Origin of the sequence: Microbacterium sp. VKM Ac-2870, from assembly GCF_015350795.1 — a bacterium.
In the GTDB taxonomy this organism is placed as follows: Bacteria; Actinomycetota; Actinomycetes; order Actinomycetales; family Microbacteriaceae; genus Microbacterium.
In genome coordinates this window covers 1-15862 of the sequence record NZ_JADKSH010000004.1, presented here as the reverse complement: position 1 = coordinate 15862, position 15862 = coordinate 1, and the positions used below count along the sequence as shown (strand labels likewise).

At 67.4% G+C, this 15862-nt stretch carries 18 protein-coding genes; 7 read left to right on the top strand and 11 right to left on the bottom strand.

All coding sequences use genetic code 11. From position 1 onward, the window contains the following. Positions 1–55: 55 nt before the first annotated feature. Positions 56–1105, bottom strand: coding sequence for a LacI family DNA-binding transcriptional regulator (locus tag ITJ43_RS10865; protein WP_194583878.1), 1050 nt, complete (start codon positions 1103–1105; stop codon positions 56–58). A gap of 79 nt (positions 1106–1184) precedes the next feature. On the opposite strand from ITJ43_RS10865, the gene ITJ43_RS10860 reads away from it, so the two are divergent. The 5 genes from ITJ43_RS10860 to ITJ43_RS10840 all read left to right on the top strand — a co-directional run bounded on the left by ITJ43_RS10860 (position 1185) and on the right by ITJ43_RS10840 (position 5622). After that, positions 1185–2417, top strand: a complete 1233-nt coding sequence (locus tag ITJ43_RS10860) for an MFS transporter (RefSeq protein ID WP_194583877.1) — start codon at positions 1185–1187, stop codon at positions 2415–2417. A 24-nt stretch (positions 2418–2441) separates the two neighbouring features. Continuing rightward, positions 2442–3137: an endonuclease NucS gene (gene nucS, locus ITJ43_RS10855; RefSeq protein WP_194583876.1), complete on the top strand. Its 696-nt coding sequence runs from the start codon at positions 2442–2444 to the stop codon at positions 3135–3137. Between the two features lie 58 nt (positions 3138–3195). After that, entirely contained in the window at positions 3196–3891 is a 696-nt protein-coding gene (locus ITJ43_RS10850) for an HAD hydrolase-like protein (protein WP_194583875.1), read from the top strand. A gap of 208 nt (positions 3892–4099) precedes the next feature. Continuing rightward, positions 4100–4600: a septum formation family protein gene (locus ITJ43_RS10845; protein ID WP_194583874.1), complete on the top strand. Its 501-nt coding sequence runs from the start codon at positions 4100–4102 to the stop codon at positions 4598–4600. After that, positions 4597–5622: a hypothetical protein gene (locus ITJ43_RS10840; RefSeq protein ID WP_194583873.1), complete on the top strand. Its 1026-nt coding sequence runs from the start codon at positions 4597–4599 to the stop codon at positions 5620–5622. The genes ITJ43_RS10845 and ITJ43_RS10840 overlap by 4 nt, the downstream gene beginning before the upstream one ends. Before the next feature lie 105 nt (positions 5623–5727). Here the strand turns inward: ITJ43_RS10840 and ITJ43_RS10835 are convergent, their stop codons facing one another. From ITJ43_RS10835 to ITJ43_RS10810, 6 genes are all read right to left on the bottom strand, one after another. Next, entirely contained in the window at positions 5728–5934 is a 207-nt protein-coding gene (locus tag ITJ43_RS10835; protein WP_005054759.1) for a cold-shock protein, read from the bottom strand. A 168-nt stretch (positions 5935–6102) separates the two neighbouring features. Beyond that, entirely contained in the window at positions 6103–7563 is a 1461-nt protein-coding gene (locus tag ITJ43_RS10830) for a glycosylase (RefSeq protein ID WP_228495784.1), read from the bottom strand. Next, the gene (locus tag ITJ43_RS10825; protein ID WP_194583872.1) at positions 7560–8573 is read right to left on the bottom strand and encodes a glycosyltransferase; all 1014 of its coding nucleotides are present in this window, start codon (positions 8571–8573) and stop codon (positions 7560–7562) included. The genes ITJ43_RS10830 and ITJ43_RS10825 overlap by 4 nt, the downstream gene beginning before the upstream one ends. Then, positions 8570–9700, bottom strand: coding sequence for a glycosyltransferase (locus tag ITJ43_RS10820; RefSeq protein ID WP_194583871.1), 1131 nt, complete (start codon positions 9698–9700; stop codon positions 8570–8572). Before ITJ43_RS10820 ends, ITJ43_RS10825 begins: the two co-directional genes overlap by 4 nt. Before the next feature lie 146 nt (positions 9701–9846). Next, positions 9847–10539, bottom strand: a complete 693-nt coding sequence (locus ITJ43_RS10815) for a response regulator (protein WP_194583870.1) — start codon at positions 10537–10539, stop codon at positions 9847–9849. Beyond that, positions 10536–12152: a GAF domain-containing sensor histidine kinase gene (locus ITJ43_RS10810; protein ID WP_194583869.1), complete on the bottom strand. Its 1617-nt coding sequence runs from the start codon at positions 12150–12152 to the stop codon at positions 10536–10538. The genes ITJ43_RS10815 and ITJ43_RS10810 overlap by 4 nt, the downstream gene beginning before the upstream one ends. Before the next feature lie 123 nt (positions 12153–12275). Here ITJ43_RS10810 and ITJ43_RS10805 point away from each other — a divergent pair, with 123 nt between their 5' ends. Continuing rightward, entirely contained in the window at positions 12276–13031 is a 756-nt protein-coding gene (locus ITJ43_RS10805) for a universal stress protein (protein ID WP_194583868.1), read from the top strand. A 213-nt stretch (positions 13032–13244) separates the two neighbouring features. Here the strand turns inward: ITJ43_RS10805 and ITJ43_RS10800 are convergent, their stop codons facing one another. Further along, positions 13245–13991 (bottom strand): SDR family NAD(P)-dependent oxidoreductase, encoded by a 747-nt coding sequence (locus ITJ43_RS10800; protein ID WP_194583867.1) that lies wholly within the window; start codon positions 13989–13991, stop codon positions 13245–13247. 93 nt (positions 13992–14084) lie between these two features. Between ITJ43_RS10800 and ITJ43_RS10795 the strand changes: the two genes are divergently transcribed. Then, positions 14085–14750, top strand: coding sequence for a GntR family transcriptional regulator (locus ITJ43_RS10795; protein WP_194583866.1), 666 nt, complete (start codon positions 14085–14087; stop codon positions 14748–14750). Positions 14751–14842: 92 nt separating this feature from the next. On the opposite strand, the gene ITJ43_RS10790 is transcribed toward ITJ43_RS10795, so the two are convergent. From ITJ43_RS10790 to ITJ43_RS10780, 3 genes are all read right to left on the bottom strand, one after another. Further along, on the bottom strand, positions 14843–15406 hold the full coding sequence (locus ITJ43_RS10790) for a hypothetical protein (protein WP_194583865.1): 564 nt from the start codon (positions 15404–15406) through the stop codon (positions 14843–14845). Between the two features lie 19 nt (positions 15407–15425). After that, the gene (locus ITJ43_RS10785; RefSeq protein WP_194583864.1) at positions 15426–15563 is read right to left on the bottom strand and encodes a hypothetical protein; all 138 of its coding nucleotides are present in this window, start codon (positions 15561–15563) and stop codon (positions 15426–15428) included. 55 nt (positions 15564–15618) lie between these two features. Then, on the bottom strand, positions 15619–15862 hold a 244-nt coding region (locus ITJ43_RS10780), incomplete at its 5' end, for an IS3 family transposase (protein WP_194583863.1).

Genomic DNA, 15862 nt, shown 5'->3' with positions numbered 1-15862 from the left:
CTGGCCTCCTGACAGTTCGCGGGGGTCGGAATGCCAGTCTACCGGCAGCGCAGAACTAGCTGGCCCGCCCGGTCGTATTACCGATGCGGAATGTCGAGGTGAGATCGACGGATGCCGGTTCGCGCCCCTCCAGCATGGCGGCGATGGCGGCGCCGGCCGCCCGTCCCTTTTCGGTCGCGGGCTGCACGAGCGTGGTCAGTTCGTACGGAGCCAGACCGTCGACGGGGACGCCGTCGAACCCGGTGATGCTGACGTCGTCGGGAACGCGGAGCCCGGCTTCCTCGGCGGCGCGGATCACCCCGGTTGCGAGAAGGTCGCTTTGGGCGATGACGGCCGTCGGCCGAGTGCCGGAGTCGGCGAACAACACGCGTCCCGCAGCGAAGCCGTCGTCGATCGAGCTTCCCCCGCTGGCGAACGCGGGCGCATCGGGGAACACGTCGCGCGCACCCTGGAGGCGATCACGGGTGACGTCGACGGTGATGTCGGCATCCGGATCGATCCAGCCGACGGTGCCGGCGGCATCCTGCCAGAGGGTCACGATCGCGACGCGCGTGTGTCCGAGGTCGCGCACATGCTCGGCCGCCCGGCGCTGCGCTTCGCGGTTGTCGAGCGCGATGCGGGGAACCCCGTCGCCGGCGTCGCCCTCGATGACCACCACGGGCACCCCGCGCGCCTGCACGATGGGCAGCGAGTCGCGCAGCGACCCGTCGCATCCGATGAGCACGGCCGCATCGATCGAGGCGGTGGTCAGGGTCGGTGCGTTCTCGATGTCGAGCTCGGCGTCGCGGCGCAGCAGCAGCAGCCCCGCACCCAGAGGGGCGACCGCTTCGGCCAGGCCGTCCATCAGAAGACGCTGCACGGGATCGACGAACATGAAGTTGAGTGACGATCCGACGACCACCGCAACGATGCCGCTGCGTCCGAGGCGCAGCGAGGCGGCCCGCGGGTCGGGGCCGGTGTAACCGAGAGAGTCCGCGGCTTCGCGCACCTTGAGCCGAGTCGTGTCCGACACGGGAGTCTTGCCGCTGAAGACGACCGACGCCGTCGACGGCGAGACGCCCGCGACACGGGCGACGTCGGCGATGGTGGCGCGTCGGTTCGTCACTCCCCGATGGTATCCCGGCCGACGCCGCAAGGCTCGAATCGTTTCGGTCACGTTCGAATCGATTCGGTAGGGTGAGACGGTGACCTCCCGAACCACCCTCAGCCGCCCCCGACTCGTCCAATGGCGCACGTCGATCTTCACGCTGTTCCTGCTGTGCGGCCTGACGTTCGCGTCGTGGGCATCACGCCTGCCCGCGGTCAAGCAGAACCTCGGCATCGACGACTTCGAGGTCGGCGTGCTGCTGTTCGCGATGGGCGCGGGCTCTCTCATCGGCGTCATGTCGGCGAACGTGATCGTTGTGCGCTGGGGCGCCAAGCGAGGGCTGTCGGTCACCATCTGCGGCGTTGCGATCGGCCTCTTCGTCGCTGCGCTCGGTGTCGACGTACTGGCGTCGTATCCGGTCGCCGTGGTGGGTCTGGCGATCATGGGCTCGTGCTTCGGGGCGACCGACGTGATGATGAACGTCGAGGCGGCCGCGGTGGAGCAGGCATTCGAGCGCACGCTCATGCCACTGTTCCACGCGTTCTTCAGCCTCGGCACGGTGGCCGGTGCCGGCATCGGCGTGGCGATGGCGGCCTGGGGCGTGGGTGCGTCCTGGCACCTCGGCGCCGTGGCGGTGGTCTGGTTCGCGATCACGGCGAACGCTCTGCGGTTCGTTCCCGCCCAGGAGCAGTCGGCGCCGGATGCCGATGAGGTTATCCCGTCGCGTCGCAAACGGGTCCATTCCGCCCTCGAGGTGTGGCGCGACCCGCGCACCTATCTGATCGGCGCCATCGTCCTCGGCATGGCATTCGCCGAGGGCAGCGCCAACGACTGGCTCACGATCGCCGTGGTCGACGGGCACAACGAGTCGGAGGCGACCGGTGCGATCTTCCTCACCGTCTTCTCGGTCGCCATGACGGTCTTCCGCGCGATCGGCGGACCCCTCGTCGACCGCATCGGACGGGTGTGGACCCTGCGCGTGCTCTCGATCGCCGCCGGCGTGGGTCTGATCGTCTTCATCCTGGCGCCGAACCTCCCCGTCGCCTTCATCGGCGTCGCCCTCTGGGGCGCCGGAGCGTCGCTCGGATTCCCGCTGGGCATGTCCGCCGCCGCCGACGATCCACGCAAGGCGGCGGCATCCGTGTCGGCGGCCGCGACCATCGGCTACGTGGCATTCCTCTGCGGGCCGCCCGTGCTCGGGTGGGTCAGCCACCAGATCGGCATCCTGAACACCCTCTGGATCATCGTCGGCCTCATCGCGATGAGCGGCATCGCCTCCGGCGCCGCGAAGCCCATCGCGGGTTCGAAGGTGGGCGTCGGGCATCATTGAGCGGGCGACGCGTAGGATCATCGGGTGCGCCTCGTCATCGCCCGTTGCTCCGTGGATTACACCGGTCGCCTGAACGCGCATCTGCCGCTCGCGACGCGGCTGCTCGTGCACAAGGGAGACGGCTCGTTGCTCGTCCACTCGGACGGCGGTTCCTACAAGCCCCTCAACTGGATGAGCCCGCCCTGCACCCTCACGGTCGAAGTTCCGGATGCCGAGTCGGCCTCGGCGGGTGTACTCGAGCACTGGCGGGTGACCCACGCCAAGACCGGCGACGCGCTGCTGGTGCGCATCTACGAGGTGCTGCACGACTCCTCGCACGAGCTCGGCATTGATCCCGGGCTGCAGAAGGACGGCGTGGAGGCCGACCTGCAGCGATTGTTGGCCGAACAGGTCGACGTCATCGGCGACGGGCTCACGCTCGTCCGGCGCGAGTTCCCCACGGCGATCGGGCCCGTCGACCTGCTGCTGCGCAATCCCGCCGGCGGAACGATCGCCGTCGAGGTGAAGCGGCGCGGCGACATCGACGGGGTCGAACAGCTCACCCGTTACTTGGAACTGCTGAACCGTGACCCCCACCTCGCACCCGTGGCCGGCGTCTTCGCGGCACAGGAGATCAAACCGCAGGCCAAGACGCTCGCCGGCGACCGTGGCATCCGCTGTGTCACGTTGGACTACGACGGCATGAAGGGCGTGGAGTCCGGCGCCCCGCGACTGTTCTGAGCACTCCGGCGGTTCAGAGCACGTCGGCGGGTTCGACCGCGCTGGCTAGGCTGGGGGCATGGCGTTGAGATCACCGTGGACCTGTGTGCTGTGGGACGTGGACGGCACGCTCGTCGACGCCTCCGATGGAATCCTCCGTCGGCTGACCAACACGCTGCAGCATTTCGGCAAGCCCGCGCCGACGCGTGAGGAGCTGGTCCACTGGATCGGCCCGCCGATGTTCGATTCGTTCCAGGCGAACGTGGGCATGTCGCCGGAGCAGTCCTCCGAAGCGGTCGCCTACTACCGCACGCTCGGCAAGGCCGACGGCTATACGACCGACGTTCGGCTCTACCCCGGCGTGGCCGACATCGTCACCGATCTTGCTGCCGCCGGCGTAGCCCAGGCCACGGCCAGTTCGAAGCCCGAGGTGCAGGTGGTCGCACTGATGGAGTACTTCGACCTGGCTCCGCACATGCAGGCGATGGCCGGTTCCACTCCCGACGAGAAGACCCTCGCCGCCAAGTCCGACATCGTCGCCGAGGCGTTGCGGCGCCTGCGCGCAGCGGGCGCCGACACGAGTCGACCGGTGCTGATCGGCGACCGTCACCACGACGTCGATGGGGGAATCGCCCAGGGCGTCCCCGTCATCTTCGTGCGGTGGGGTTTCAGCTGGCCGCACGAGTCGGACGGCGCCGCTGCCGCGGTCGACACCCCTGAGCAGTTGCGGGCTCTGCTGCTGGTCGACGACGAGGAACAGTCGACGTCTCACTGAGCGGCAGGGTCATCCAGCCGGGAAAAAAGCCTCCGAGTTCCCCCTTCCCGCTGTTGACAGTCGACCCCACGGGACGGCCGTCCCCGCTATATTGGGCTCGCCGCACGGTCGGTGAGCGCGGAACGCGAGTCTGCCGCCACCACAGCTTTCGGGTGAACCGTGTCGGTGGGAGAAATCGACATACGCAACCGACAGAAAGAATGCCCCCATGCGCCTGCACCGCAGCATCCCTGCCGCCCTGCTCCTATCGACCGTCGTCCTCCTCGGAGGATGCTCGACAATCAGCAACCTGATCGGCGGTGAGCAGGCCGTGCGGGACGCCGACACGGGCCAGGTCACCGAGTCGGGCAAGGCTGACGCCTTCACGATCAAGATCGGCGACTGCTTCAACGACCAGAGCGCCTCGACCATCACCGACGTCCCCGCCGTGCCGTGCTCCGACCCGCACGACAATGAGGTCTACCACGAAGTGACCATGCCCGACGGAGAGTTCCCCGGCGACAGCGCCATCACGGATGCCGCGGAGAAGGGTTGCGGCGAGGCGTTCGCCTCGTTCATCGGCATCCCCGCCGAGAACTCCACGCTCAGCTTCAGCTACCTCACCCCGACTCGCGACGGCTGGGAGGGTGCCAACGACCGGCTCATCTCCTGCATCGCGTACGACCCCGCCGGCAAGGTCACGGGCACCCTCGCGGGCGCCGCGCGATGACAACCGCTCCGGGCGAGCGCGTCACTTTCCGCGGCTCGCTCGCCCGGCGCGCGCTGGGCGCCCTCGTCCTGTCCGCGGTGCTCGGTTCGGCAGCGCTGTTCCTGCTCCCCTCGGTGCTGCCGGTCACCACGAACAGATCGACCCGCGCAACGCTGGCCATCATCGCCACGGTGATCGTGGTCATCCTGGTCTGGGGCAGCGCGCTGTGGCAGTCCAACACGCGGGTGGTCGTGGATGCTGCATCGGTTGAGATCCGTCGTCCCGGTCAGCTCATCCACCGGTGGGACCGCGCGACATCGACGTTCTCCAGCCGCATCACCAAGCGCTACACGAACGGCATCCCTTCCGGGGTGGACCGCACCCTGATCGTCGATTCGGCCGGCCGTCGCGACGAGGTCAACGTGGCGCTGACGCGAGAGGGTTTCACCGAGCTGATGGCCCTGCTCGCTCCGCTGTCGGCGCGCGTGGCCGCCGTGGCGCAGGCCGAGACGGCCACCGCGTTCTCGACGGCGCCGCGGAGCTTCTCGCCCAGTCCGGCACCGATCCGTCGCCGCGCGCGTCGGGCCGGCTTCGTGGCGGGCGTCGTCGCGATCATCGCCATCGTGACCCTCGGGTTGGCCGCCTCGGGAATCCTGGTCGAGGACGATCGCGAGATCGCCCTGATCATCGTGGCGCCCATGCTGGGCGTGCTCACGGTCATTCTCGCCGCCTTGGCGATGGTCACGGCAGGAAAGGCTCGTTCGGTCCCCTCGCGCATCGACGTCGGCACCGGCTCGGTGACCGTCGACGGACAGGTCTTCATTTTTGCGCAACAGCGCGCGGTGCAGCTGAGCCCGCCGGCATATCCGCGACGCACTCTCGTGATCGTCGAGGGCACGGGTCGCAAGCACCGCTGGCTCCTCGGTGAGCCAGGGGCATCCACCCGCGTTCCGGCGATTCTGCCCGACTATCCCGAGCTTGTGGCTGCGGTAGCAGCAAGTGCCGTCGGGGCGGAGAATGTCGTGCGCCTCGACCTCGAGTGAACCCCGCACCACCAGGGCGAAAGAAGAATGAAGCCGCCGTCTGCCGGAAGGGCGGACGGCGGCTTCAGAAGGCGAAGTCGGCCCGCCGAGAGCGGGCCGTCGCATTCACAGGGGTCGGATGTTCTCCGCCTGAAGGCCCTTGGGGCCCTGGGCGATCTCGAACTCGACGCGCTGGTTTTCCTCGAGCGAGCGGTAGCCGCTCGATTCGATGGCGGAGTAGTGGGCGAAGACGTCTGCGCCGCCCTCATCGGGAGCGATGAACCCGAAGCCCTTCTCCGAGTTGAACCACTTGACGGTACCGCTGGTGCTCATGAACTGCCTTACTGACGTGCGACGACGACGCGAGTGCGCCGACGGGCTCCACGCTAACGCTCGGGCTCATCGCGCGCATTAGCAGATGAGACAAGGTGACACAAACGTTGCAAGATATCCGCCAAAGGTCGCAAGTCCGACGTCGGGCGAGTACAGCGGGCGGCGAGCTCAGACGACAAGCGCCGAGATGAGGTCGGCGACGGAGATGGAACAGACCCCGATGCGAGAATCGGCAAGGCCGACCGGAATCCAGAGGGTGCCCTCGTGAACGATCCCGCCGCAGGAATAGACGACGTTGGGCACATAGCCGTCGCGTTGGGGCGCGGGCGGCTCGAGGAGCGGCACAGCGCTGCGTCCGAGGACGATCGAGGGATCGTCGAGATCGAGCAGCAACGCGCCGAGGACATAGGTGCGCATCGGACCGACTCCGTGAGTCAGGACGATCCAACCGTCGCTCGTCTCGATCGGCGATCCGCAGTTGCCTGTCTGGACCATCTCCCACGTCTCACGCGGGGTATGGAGGACCGCTGTGGCACTCCACTTCACACCGTCCGCCGACTCTGCAAGCGAAATGTCCTCGCCGCGCGTGCGGCACACGGCAAGGTGGCGACCGTCGATCGGGCGCGGAAACAGAGCCATCCCTTTGCTGACCGCCGCGTCCCCCGTGAGTCGATGAATGCTGAAGGTCCGAAGGTCTGGACTCACGATGAGCCGTGGCGCGATGTCGCGCCCGTCGTAGGCGGTGTAGACGGCGCGGTACTGAACGACGCCGTCCTCACCGATGAAACGCACGAATCGCGCATCCTCCATCCCGTGGTTTTCCTCTTCCGCCACCGGGACGAGCACACGTTGCGACAAAGCGGTCGCCGCGTCGAACGTCGCCCGATAGGCGGACTCAGCGAGAACCCGGAGGGAGTCGACCTGACCGTGACCCCCGACGCGTGAGGAAAGTTCGGTGGGCACGGCGGCGGCCGCTGCCGGGATGTCTGCGGCAGTGAATCGTTCCGGAAGCACACTCAAGAGCGCGTTGGAGACCTCATCCATGATCCCCTCGTGAGCCACCGCAGACCGGAAGTGATCGATGGTCCACTCTCCGGGGGTCAACTGCGGAAGACAGGGCGGCCCGACGCGTGCATCGAACTCCCACGTCTCATCGGCCCCGATGATCGCCTCGACGAAGCCGATAGACGAGAGATGCCCCTCCCCGATCGCTCGCACGGCGACCGCCACACGAAGACACCCCTCGGCGACTCCCGCCTGGTCGGGATGGGCGAACGCACTCGGATTGCACAGGGCGGCACCTTCGAGTGCGAACTCCGCCGTGAAACTCGCGCCGAGCAGGAGCCGGCGCGCGTCGGTCATCTCGACCTTCTCGACCAGCCGCGACCGCACCGCGTCCGCGCTCGCCAAGAAGAGGGCGCGGACATCGGGATGCCGCGCGGCGAACCCACCGAGAAGATGCTCAGCGGCGGCACCGACGTCCGCCTCGGGCACGGCGAGCACACGATCGACGATCTCCGAGGCGCGGGAGCGCGAGACCGTACCGTCCTCGCCGGGAAGGAAGAGCCGGCCGATCACGCGATCGGGCGCAGCGGCCAGGCTGGCGACGTGCATGCGGGCCGCACTCATGTCGAGCTCGACATCCCGAGTCTGCGGGCGTGCTGATAGGTGCTCAACGCCGCAATCGTCGACTCCGCCCCCCGGTTCTCGTTACGTCCGTCCCTCTCCAATCCGTCGAACCCCGCCCCGGTCTCATGATCGATCATGACGGTGTTGCCGTCATTCACTCCGATGAACCAGCTCCACGCCAGCCCGACCCCCTCGCGCCAACGCGGGTCACGCGTCAGGGTGTAGGCGCGAGCGCACGCATCGGCGATCGCGGCGACCTCGATCGGTTGCTGGTCGAACATCGGGCCTTCCTCTCCCGGTCCACGTCCGTGTGACCCGGTGACGGAGAGTCGCCCGTTCGATGTTTCGACGCTCATCAGAAACGTCAACAGCTCGAGGCCCCGCTCCACCGCCGGTGCGTCTCGGAGAAGGGCGCCCGAGACCATCAGAGCCTCGGCGATCGCCGCATTGGCGTAGGTCAGTCGCGGCTCGGGCCATGGCCACGCGGCCGTGCCCGTGGAGGGCACGGCGCGGACGAGATCGGCCACGAGACGCCAGGCCGCGGCGTCCGTCGGATGCTCGTAGGCGATGTGTACAGCTCCAAGAGCCGCGAAGACCGCCGTGCGGAGATCGGCGGGTCGTCTGTCGGCGGCGCGGGAGAAGGCACGGCGGGCACGCAGACGCACCGCCGGCTGCGGCGCGTGTGACGCAGCCGTGCCGAGCGCCCAGAGCAGGCGTCCCCACCAGTCGCCCATCCTCGGCTCCTCCGACCACTCGCCGTGTTCGTCCATCCGGTTTCGGACGAGTCCGTCCTCCCCGATCGCGTTCTCGAGGAAACGCAGGTACGTATCGGCGTGACCGGCGAGATCAGCGCCCTGATCGGGGTCGCGGACGACGACGATGAGTGCACGTGCGACATCGTCTACGCAGTAGCCGTGCTCGCGGCGCGGCGTGGCGTGGAGCGCGTGCTCGAACACTCCCCGGTGATCGGTGAGCGAGATCAGATGATCGAACCTCGCGGGGGCGTTCACGCCACCGCCGCCGTCGCCTGCAGCGCGACGCTCAGCAGACGATAGCGATCGGCGACGGCCGGCCAACTGGTCTCAGCCGCTTGACGCAACGCCGCTTCCCGCATGCGCCGCACCACGTCCTCGCTCGTGAGGATCGCACGAAGCGCGGCCGCGATCGCGGGGGGATCCTCGTGCGGAACGACGAGACCCGCGCCTCCCGTCAACAGCTCGACAGCATGGGGGAACCCCGTCGCGACGACAGGGACGCCCGCCGCAAGTGCTTCCACCAGCACACCGGACGTCGCCTGCTCCCGCGAGTCGTAGGGCAGCAGCACGACGTCGGCGGAAGCCACGAGCGCCGCGAGTTCGTGGCTATCGAGATACCTTCCCTCGAGATGCACCGCGGAAGAGACGCCGAGCTTCACGCTCAGATCGACGAGACCCGTCCGATACGTTTCACCGAATCGTGCGAGCACCTTCGGATGCGTCGCACCCGCGATGACGTATTCCACAGGAGGGTGGATATCGGCTAGCTGGGCCAACGCCTCTATGCCCCACTCGATGCCCTTGCCCGGCGAGATCAAGCCCCAGGTCAGGATCCTTCTCCTCCTGCCGGGAGTGCTGACAGCTGTCGCCGAGGCAGCCGCGCCGTGCGGAATCACTTCGATGTGGGCTGCGGAGATTCCATAGGTGCGCGTTAACTCAGCGCGGGCAGCGGATGTCATGACGACGACCCGCGTCGCTCGCGCACATACCTCGGTGAGTATCCGTCGTTGGTGTGGCGTCGGCGCAGCCAGCACGGTATGCAAGACCACGATCGCCGGCACGTTCAGCGCCGACAGGAGCGCGACCACGTCCGCGCCATCGCGCCCACCGTAGATGCCGTACTCATGCTGCACGATGACGACATCGCAACCGTTGAGCGTGATGGCGGAATGGGCCGCGCTCTCGCGGTCTCCCGAGACGAGGTGATCCGCGACGAAGAGAGAAGGTGTGCGGGAGGCCGCGGCATCCTCCTCGTCCAGGACGCGAACGACGTCGGCGGTGTCTCCGGGACCCGCTGCCAGCGCCGTGGCCAGAGCCTCTGTGAACGTGGCCAGTCCGCAGCGGGTCGGCGGGAATGTGCTGAGTAGTCCATAGCGAGTCATGGCGTCCGCGATCCTCGATCATTCCGCGCCAGGGGCCCGGACAGGTTGCGAGACGTCTGCCGATGGCATCCCCCGTGGAAACGCGGCGCCGTCGGCGCATTCCGGTCCACGCCCAGAGGAGCACTCCGAGCGCTGTGGCGGCAACACTACTCGCGCTTCCTGGGAGGCCGATGGTCCGATCGGACACGCTCCTGCGCATCCGTGCTGCGCACCTTCGCCGTGGCGCCGTAGGCGGCGACCTGGGTGCGCCGCTCCATGCCCAGCTTGGCGAGCAATCCGGAGACGTAGTTCTTGACGGTCTTCTCCGCGAGGCCGAGGCGTTCACCGATCTGACGATTCGTCAGCCCTTCGGTGATGAGGCTGAGCGCCTGTCGTTCCCGGAGTGTGAACTCGACGGATGCCGGCAAGGGCGCTTCCACCTGGCTGGTGAGCGATGACCGCACGTGGTCGACCACACGTTGATGCATCAGGGTCTCGCCCCGCGCGACCCTGCGGATCCCCTCGATGAGACTCCGTCCGCGAATGTTCTTCATCACGTACCCCGACGAGCCCGCGATCACAGCCGCGACGCTCGCGGTGTCGTCGTCGAACCCGGTCAGCATGAGACAACGGATCCCCGGATGAGCGGAGCGGATGCTGCGGCACAGGTCGATACCGCTGCCGTCGGGAAGCTGCACGTCCAGCACAACGATGTCCGGCATCGTCGCGGCGACGCGATCGAGGGCACCGCGGACAGAGTCGGCCTCACCGACGATCTCGATGTCGGGCGCGAAATCGATGAGCTGGGCGATGCCGCGTCGGACCAGTTCATGGTCGTCGACGAGGAACACCCGGATCATCGCGCCACTCCCGTCGTCGGTTGCAAGGGGACGCACCACCGTGCGCGGGTTCCGCCGGAGGTTCGCGACTCGAGAGCAAAGCGCCCCCCGAGCGCGCGGGCGCGCGCGGCCAGATTTGCGGTTCCGCTCGCCCGTGAGAGCTGCGACGGGAGACCGATGCCATCGTCGTCGACGGTGACGATCACTCCAGACGAGCTGACGGTGATATCCACATCGGCGGTGTCGGCTCGGGCGTGGCGCGCCACGTTGACGAGCGACTCGCGCACCACGGCGACGACGTCATCTGCGAGACCGCCGGTCACGATCAGATCCACAGGCCCCGCGAAAGATATGCGCGGCGCGGGCAGAAGGATGGAGGTCATCTCCGCGACGACATCCAGCAGACGACGCCGCGCCGATTCAGAACTCGAAGGCCGGAGCGTGAAGATCGCGGTCCGGATGTCAGCGATCGCAGCGTCGATCTCGTTGATGTGGGTGTCGATGGCGCGGGCATGTTGCGGGGCCTGCATCGCCAGCGCCTGCAATCCGAGCCCCGTGCCGAACAATCGCTGGATGACATGGTCGTGGAGATCGCGAGCGATGCGCGCGCGATCCTCGATCACGTCGAGTCGGTGCCGGTCGACCCGCGCCCAGGCCAGGGCGATGGCAAGACCTGCTTGGCTCGCGAACTCGGCGACGGTCGCGAGGTCGATCGGAGAGAACATCGCACTGCCCGCAGCGCGGGTCACGCACAGGGCGCCCGCGACGGTTCCGGACACCGTCAAAGGAGCCGCGACCGTCGATCCGTCCGCCAGCTCATCTGCCAGCCAGGGGGCGCGCAGCCGCTCGTCCGACGTGACGACGGCACCGGTGAGAGCTGCGGAGACGACGGATCCGTGCCCCGGCACGGTGGTGCCCTCGATCAGCTCGGCTCCGATGCCTCGTGCCGTATCGATCCGATGCTCTCCTGCAGATGCACCCGGAACGACGATGACGACCTGATCTGCACCGACGAGTGAAGCGATGTGCTCTGCGACGACACCGAAGATGTCGCCGGTGTCAGGGGACAGGAGAGCCGCGGTCACCTCGCTCAAAGCGATGCTGAGCTGCCCGCTACGCTGAGATTCTGCATAGAGGCGCGCATGGTCGATCGCGACCGCCGCCGTTGCGGCCAGCGCGGTGATGAGTTCCTCGTCCTGCACGTCGAACGGTCCGCGAGCGCGGTTGGCGACGTAGAGGTGTGCGAAGATCCCGTCCCGAGTTCGGATGGGTACGCCGAGAGTCATCCCCATGGTGGAGGTACCCGGAACGGAACCGCCGAAGGGCTGATCCGCGCCCGTTTCGGGAACCCGAGCTGCACCCCTGCTGTCGATGAGCCGCTCCACGAGCCCGTCGCCGCCGAGCACACCCAACGCCGCATAGTCGGCATGGACGAGAGTCACGGCAGCTTCGACGACGTCGCGAAGAACCTGCTCAAGCTCCAGACCGGCGGCGACACTGCGTGTTGCGTCCAAGAGGTCGCGGAGCCTCTGCCGGGCGTCAAGAGGGTTGCGGGCTCGCTCGGCGAGATCCCCTATCGAGTTCTCGAGCTCCGACCGTGCCGCGTCGGTAAACCGGAGAGAGTCGTCATCCATCGCTCCCTCTCTCAGAGCGTCATTGCCGGGAGTCTAACGCGGATGTCCTCGGCAAGGACCTTCGGCACTGGTGTCCGAGCGCGCAGAGAGGAGCATGGATAGCATTCGACGGCAGGAGTGGCAGTGCCCGCGCGCTACATCATCGCCGTCAGCGGCGTTCGTCCCACAGATGCCGTGCGGCTGTGGGCGACCGACCACGCCGTCGCGGCCCGCGCGTTCCTGCTCTTCGTGCACGTCGACGATGAAGATTCCGCGACCCCGCACGCCCCCGCCGCCGCCGCCGCCGCCGATCCATCTTTCGCCGACGACGACACGCTCATCCTCCACGGCCCGGTGCCGCATACTCTGGCGGACTTCGTGCGGGACGACGATGTCCTCGTCCTCGGCACCGACAAGAGCGGGTTCATCCACGCCCGGGTGTTCGGGTCGCGCGGCATCCAGATCGCGGGCGCCGTTCCGTGCAGCGTCGCCGTCGTCCCTAACGTCGACCTGCGGTTCCGCTCAGGGGTCGTCGCGGGGGTAGACCGTGGCGAGACCATCGCCGTCATCGCTCGGGCGGCATCAGACGAGGCGACCGCACGCGCAGACCCGTTGCATCTGATCCACTCCACCCGCGGCACCCGAGCGCCGCCAGCACTGAGGACCACCGAATCCGTGCTGCTGCGCGCATCGCTGGCGGCGACGCATCGTTGGCCGAGTCTCGTGGTGAGCGCTCGAACAACCTCACGCCCGGCAGCGCAGGCGCTGCTCGACGCGTCTCGAAACGCTGCCCTGCTCGTGCTCGGCCCCGGCGGCCGTCCTCCGACGTACCCTTTCGGCTCGGTGATGCACGATGTTCTCATCAACATCAATGCCCCTGTTCTCATCGCGCGGCGATGAGGTCGAGGCGGTACCCTCCCCCCGGGGTACCGCCTCTGCCACATCAGCCATCCCGCGCAATGCATGCGACGCGGCAAAGCTACGGTGCCTGATCTCGGAGGTGAGTCTTCGATCTTTCGCGGCTGTCCGGGTGCGACCCGTAGAGCGCAGGCTACCCCCGAATAAAAACGGTGAGGTAGGGACCAAGGTCCCGTGACGCGCGGGGACGAGGCATTAACGCCCCAGAACCATGCCGCCATTGGGTGAGATCACTTGAGCGCTGATCCAACCGGCATCCGGCCCGAGCAGCCACGTGATCAGTCCGGCGATCTCGTCGGCGTTGCCGACTCGGCCGACCAGGGTCTGCGCGATGCGGTTCTGCACGACCTCGTCGGAGACGCCCGCCCAGAACTCGGTGCCGGGGATGAATCCCGGCGCGACGACGTTGGCGGTGCCTCCCGATCTTCCGAGTCGGGCAGCGAGGTCGAACATCCACGCATGCAGAGCCGCTTTCGAGGCGCCATAGGCACCGGTGCGCGATCCGCGAAGGGCCGACACGGATGAGAGCAGGACGACGCGTCCGGCGTGGGCTTCGAGATCCGGCCGCAGCGCCTCGACCAGCAGAACCGCCGTCATCACGTTGAGGTCGAAACTCGCGCGCCAGTGGTCACGGACGGCGTCGAGGGAGCCGTCGGATGCCGCCGGCGCGTTGCCGCCCGCCGACGCGACCACTCCCACGCATGCGCGGTCCGCCGTGTCCACGGCATCCGCGACCCGTCGGGCGCCCTCGGGCGTACTGATGTCGGCGTCGACCACGAGGAAGCTGCGCTGATCGTGTGCGGCGACCTCGTCGAGCTTGTCGCGCCGGCGCCCGACCAGGGTGACGTGGCGACCCTCGGCGGCGAGCCGCAGGGCTGTGGCGCGACCGATTCCCGTGCCTGCGCCCGAAACGACGACGGTGGTGCGCGCGGATTCGCTCATGACGACCACGCTACTGCGGCGTCCGTAGCCCGGCTGCGGTGCAGCGCGGGGTATCTGTTGCGGCCGAGCAGCGCGTCGTACCATTCAGGGGAGATGAGTGACGGCCTCTCCCCTCTTGAGCTCACCAGCGGGATGATACTGAGCGACGAAATCTACGCTCGCATCGGCGAGGCGATCGTAGATGGCAGGTTCCCGCCCGGACACCGGCTCCGCGACGTCGAACTCGCGCGACAACTCGGCGTTTCGCGAACCCCGGTGCGCGAAGCGTTGCAGCGACTGGAACGCTTCGGGCTCGTCGAGATCGCCGTCGGGCGCCATACGAAGGTGACGGCCCCCGACGATGCCCTCCGCCGCGACACCGGAGAGTTCTCGGCATACTTCCTGGGCAACGCGTTGAATCTGGCACTATCGCGCTGCTCGGATGATCAACTCGCAGAACTCGTCGCGACGCTCGATGCCGCCGTCGCCGGCATCGATGCCGGTGACGGCGCGGCGGTGTTCGCCGCGGCATCCGAGTTGGGAGTCGTCGCGTGCCGAGCTACCGGCAACGTCGTCTTCATGGCGATCATCCACGAGACCTCGATCGCGGCGCAGCGCAACCTCCGGGGCTGGTCGGGTGTGCGGGCGCAGGCGACGCCGCGCAGAGAGAACTGGCAGCGACTTCGCGACCTCGTGGCTGCCCGCGACGGGGCGGGGGCAGAACAGGTCGTTCGTACCCTCTATTCCGTCACGCCCGGGGCTGCGCCGCGACCGTCGTGAGCGGACGCGCATGAGCGCAGCCGGGGCGCGCGAGATGCAGGAACGCCCAGCAGGAGAAGGCTGGCCCCATCCGGTCCAGCAACGCAAGGGTGCTATGTCCTCGCTTGCTGCAGCGCCGCGACTGCTTCGTCTACAGGAATCTTGCGGATAAGGAGCTCAATCTGATCCTTGAACGGTGAGTCTGCGCCGTGCCGTAGGTTGAACCTGATCGTTGGAGCAACGCGCCGCCCAATCACGGCGTCAACGGTTCCTTCCTCGATTGAGTCGACTTGCGACCAGCCGAAATTTCCAAGTAGCTCCACATTCTTTACCCCTTGGCTCCGCCAAAGACTCACACCCGCCTTGCTGGCAGCTATCTCTACGCCAAATCCGCGATAATTCGACGATACGGCGCTCGCGTTCTTCAAGAAGGGAGCGAGGACTGCGCTGCTCCACTCTGCGGGAACCACCGTTGCGCCAGGGTTCTTGGCGACCACGATCCGATGCCGAGTGCGTTGCTTTAGCACGCCAGTCGTCAAGCCTAACGATACGAGGATTATCACCGTGCCCGGAACCGCAATCAGGATGATGAGGAGAGCGGCATTCTGCTCGACAGTTTGAGCAACGAGAATGGTTGCCGCGAGAAGAGCAACAAACACAAAGGCATGCGTAACCAAAGGTTGGAGATGCGGCTTACTAGGGGAGCTTGGCTCCCGGCGTGAGGTCGAGACGCTCACCAGGTTGGAGGTACCGGTTGTACCGCTCGGCGATACCGTCGATACCGAAACGCTGTTCGATCGCCGCTGCCGTGTCGCCTTCTGCGACGACGTACACGACCGGAGTCCCACTGGCATTCGGGTCTGCCGCACGGATAGGTGACGGGTTGTAGTCACGCCGCGAGGGCGACGTCGGTGTTCATGATTGCTTCGTACTCGATGGGGGTCAAACCGTGGAGTCGCTTCTGGCGGCGGCGTCGGTGGTAGGTGCGTTCGATCCAAGTGACGATGGCGATGCGGAGCTGCTCCCGGGTGTCCCCGGACCGCCGGTTGAGGACGTTCTTCGGCAGCAGGCTGAAGAACGATTCCATCGCCGCGTTATGGCCGGCCGCGCCGACTCGGCCCATCGATCCGACC

Excerpts from the sequence above, each read along its gene's own strand:
- ITJ43_RS10830 (WP_228495784.1), bottom strand. The coding sequence starts at position 7,563 with ATGAGTGCGGCCCGCATGCACGTCGCCAGCCTGGCCGCTGCGCCCGAT.
- ITJ43_RS10840 (WP_194583873.1), top strand. The coding sequence starts at position 4,597 with ATGACAACCGCTCCGGGCGAGCGCGTCACTTTCCGCGGCTCGCTCGCC.
- ITJ43_RS10820 (WP_194583871.1), bottom strand. The coding sequence starts at position 9,700 with ATGACTCGCTATGGACTACTCAGCACATTCCCGCCGACCCGCTGCGGA.
- ITJ43_RS10795 (WP_194583866.1), top strand. The coding sequence starts at position 14,085 with ATGAGTGACGGCCTCTCCCCTCTTGAGCTCACCAGCGGGATGATACTG.
- ITJ43_RS10845 (WP_194583874.1), top strand. The coding sequence starts at position 4,100 with ATGCGCCTGCACCGCAGCATCCCTGCCGCCCTGCTCCTATCGACCGTC.
- ITJ43_RS10850 (WP_194583875.1), top strand. The coding sequence starts at position 3,196 with ATGGCGTTGAGATCACCGTGGACCTGTGTGCTGTGGGACGTGGACGGC.
- ITJ43_RS10800 (WP_194583867.1), bottom strand. The coding sequence starts at position 13,991 with ATGAGCGAATCCGCGCGCACCACCGTCGTCGTTTCGGGCGCAGGCACG.
- ITJ43_RS10815 (WP_194583870.1), bottom strand. The coding sequence starts at position 10,539 with ATGATCCGGGTGTTCCTCGTCGACGACCATGAACTGGTCCGACGCGGC.
- ITJ43_RS10810 (WP_194583869.1), bottom strand. The coding sequence starts at position 12,152 with ATGGATGACGACTCTCTCCGGTTTACCGACGCGGCACGGTCGGAGCTC.
- ITJ43_RS10835 (WP_005054759.1), bottom strand. The coding sequence starts at position 5,934 with ATGAGCACCAGCGGTACCGTCAAGTGGTTCAACTCGGAGAAGGGCTTC.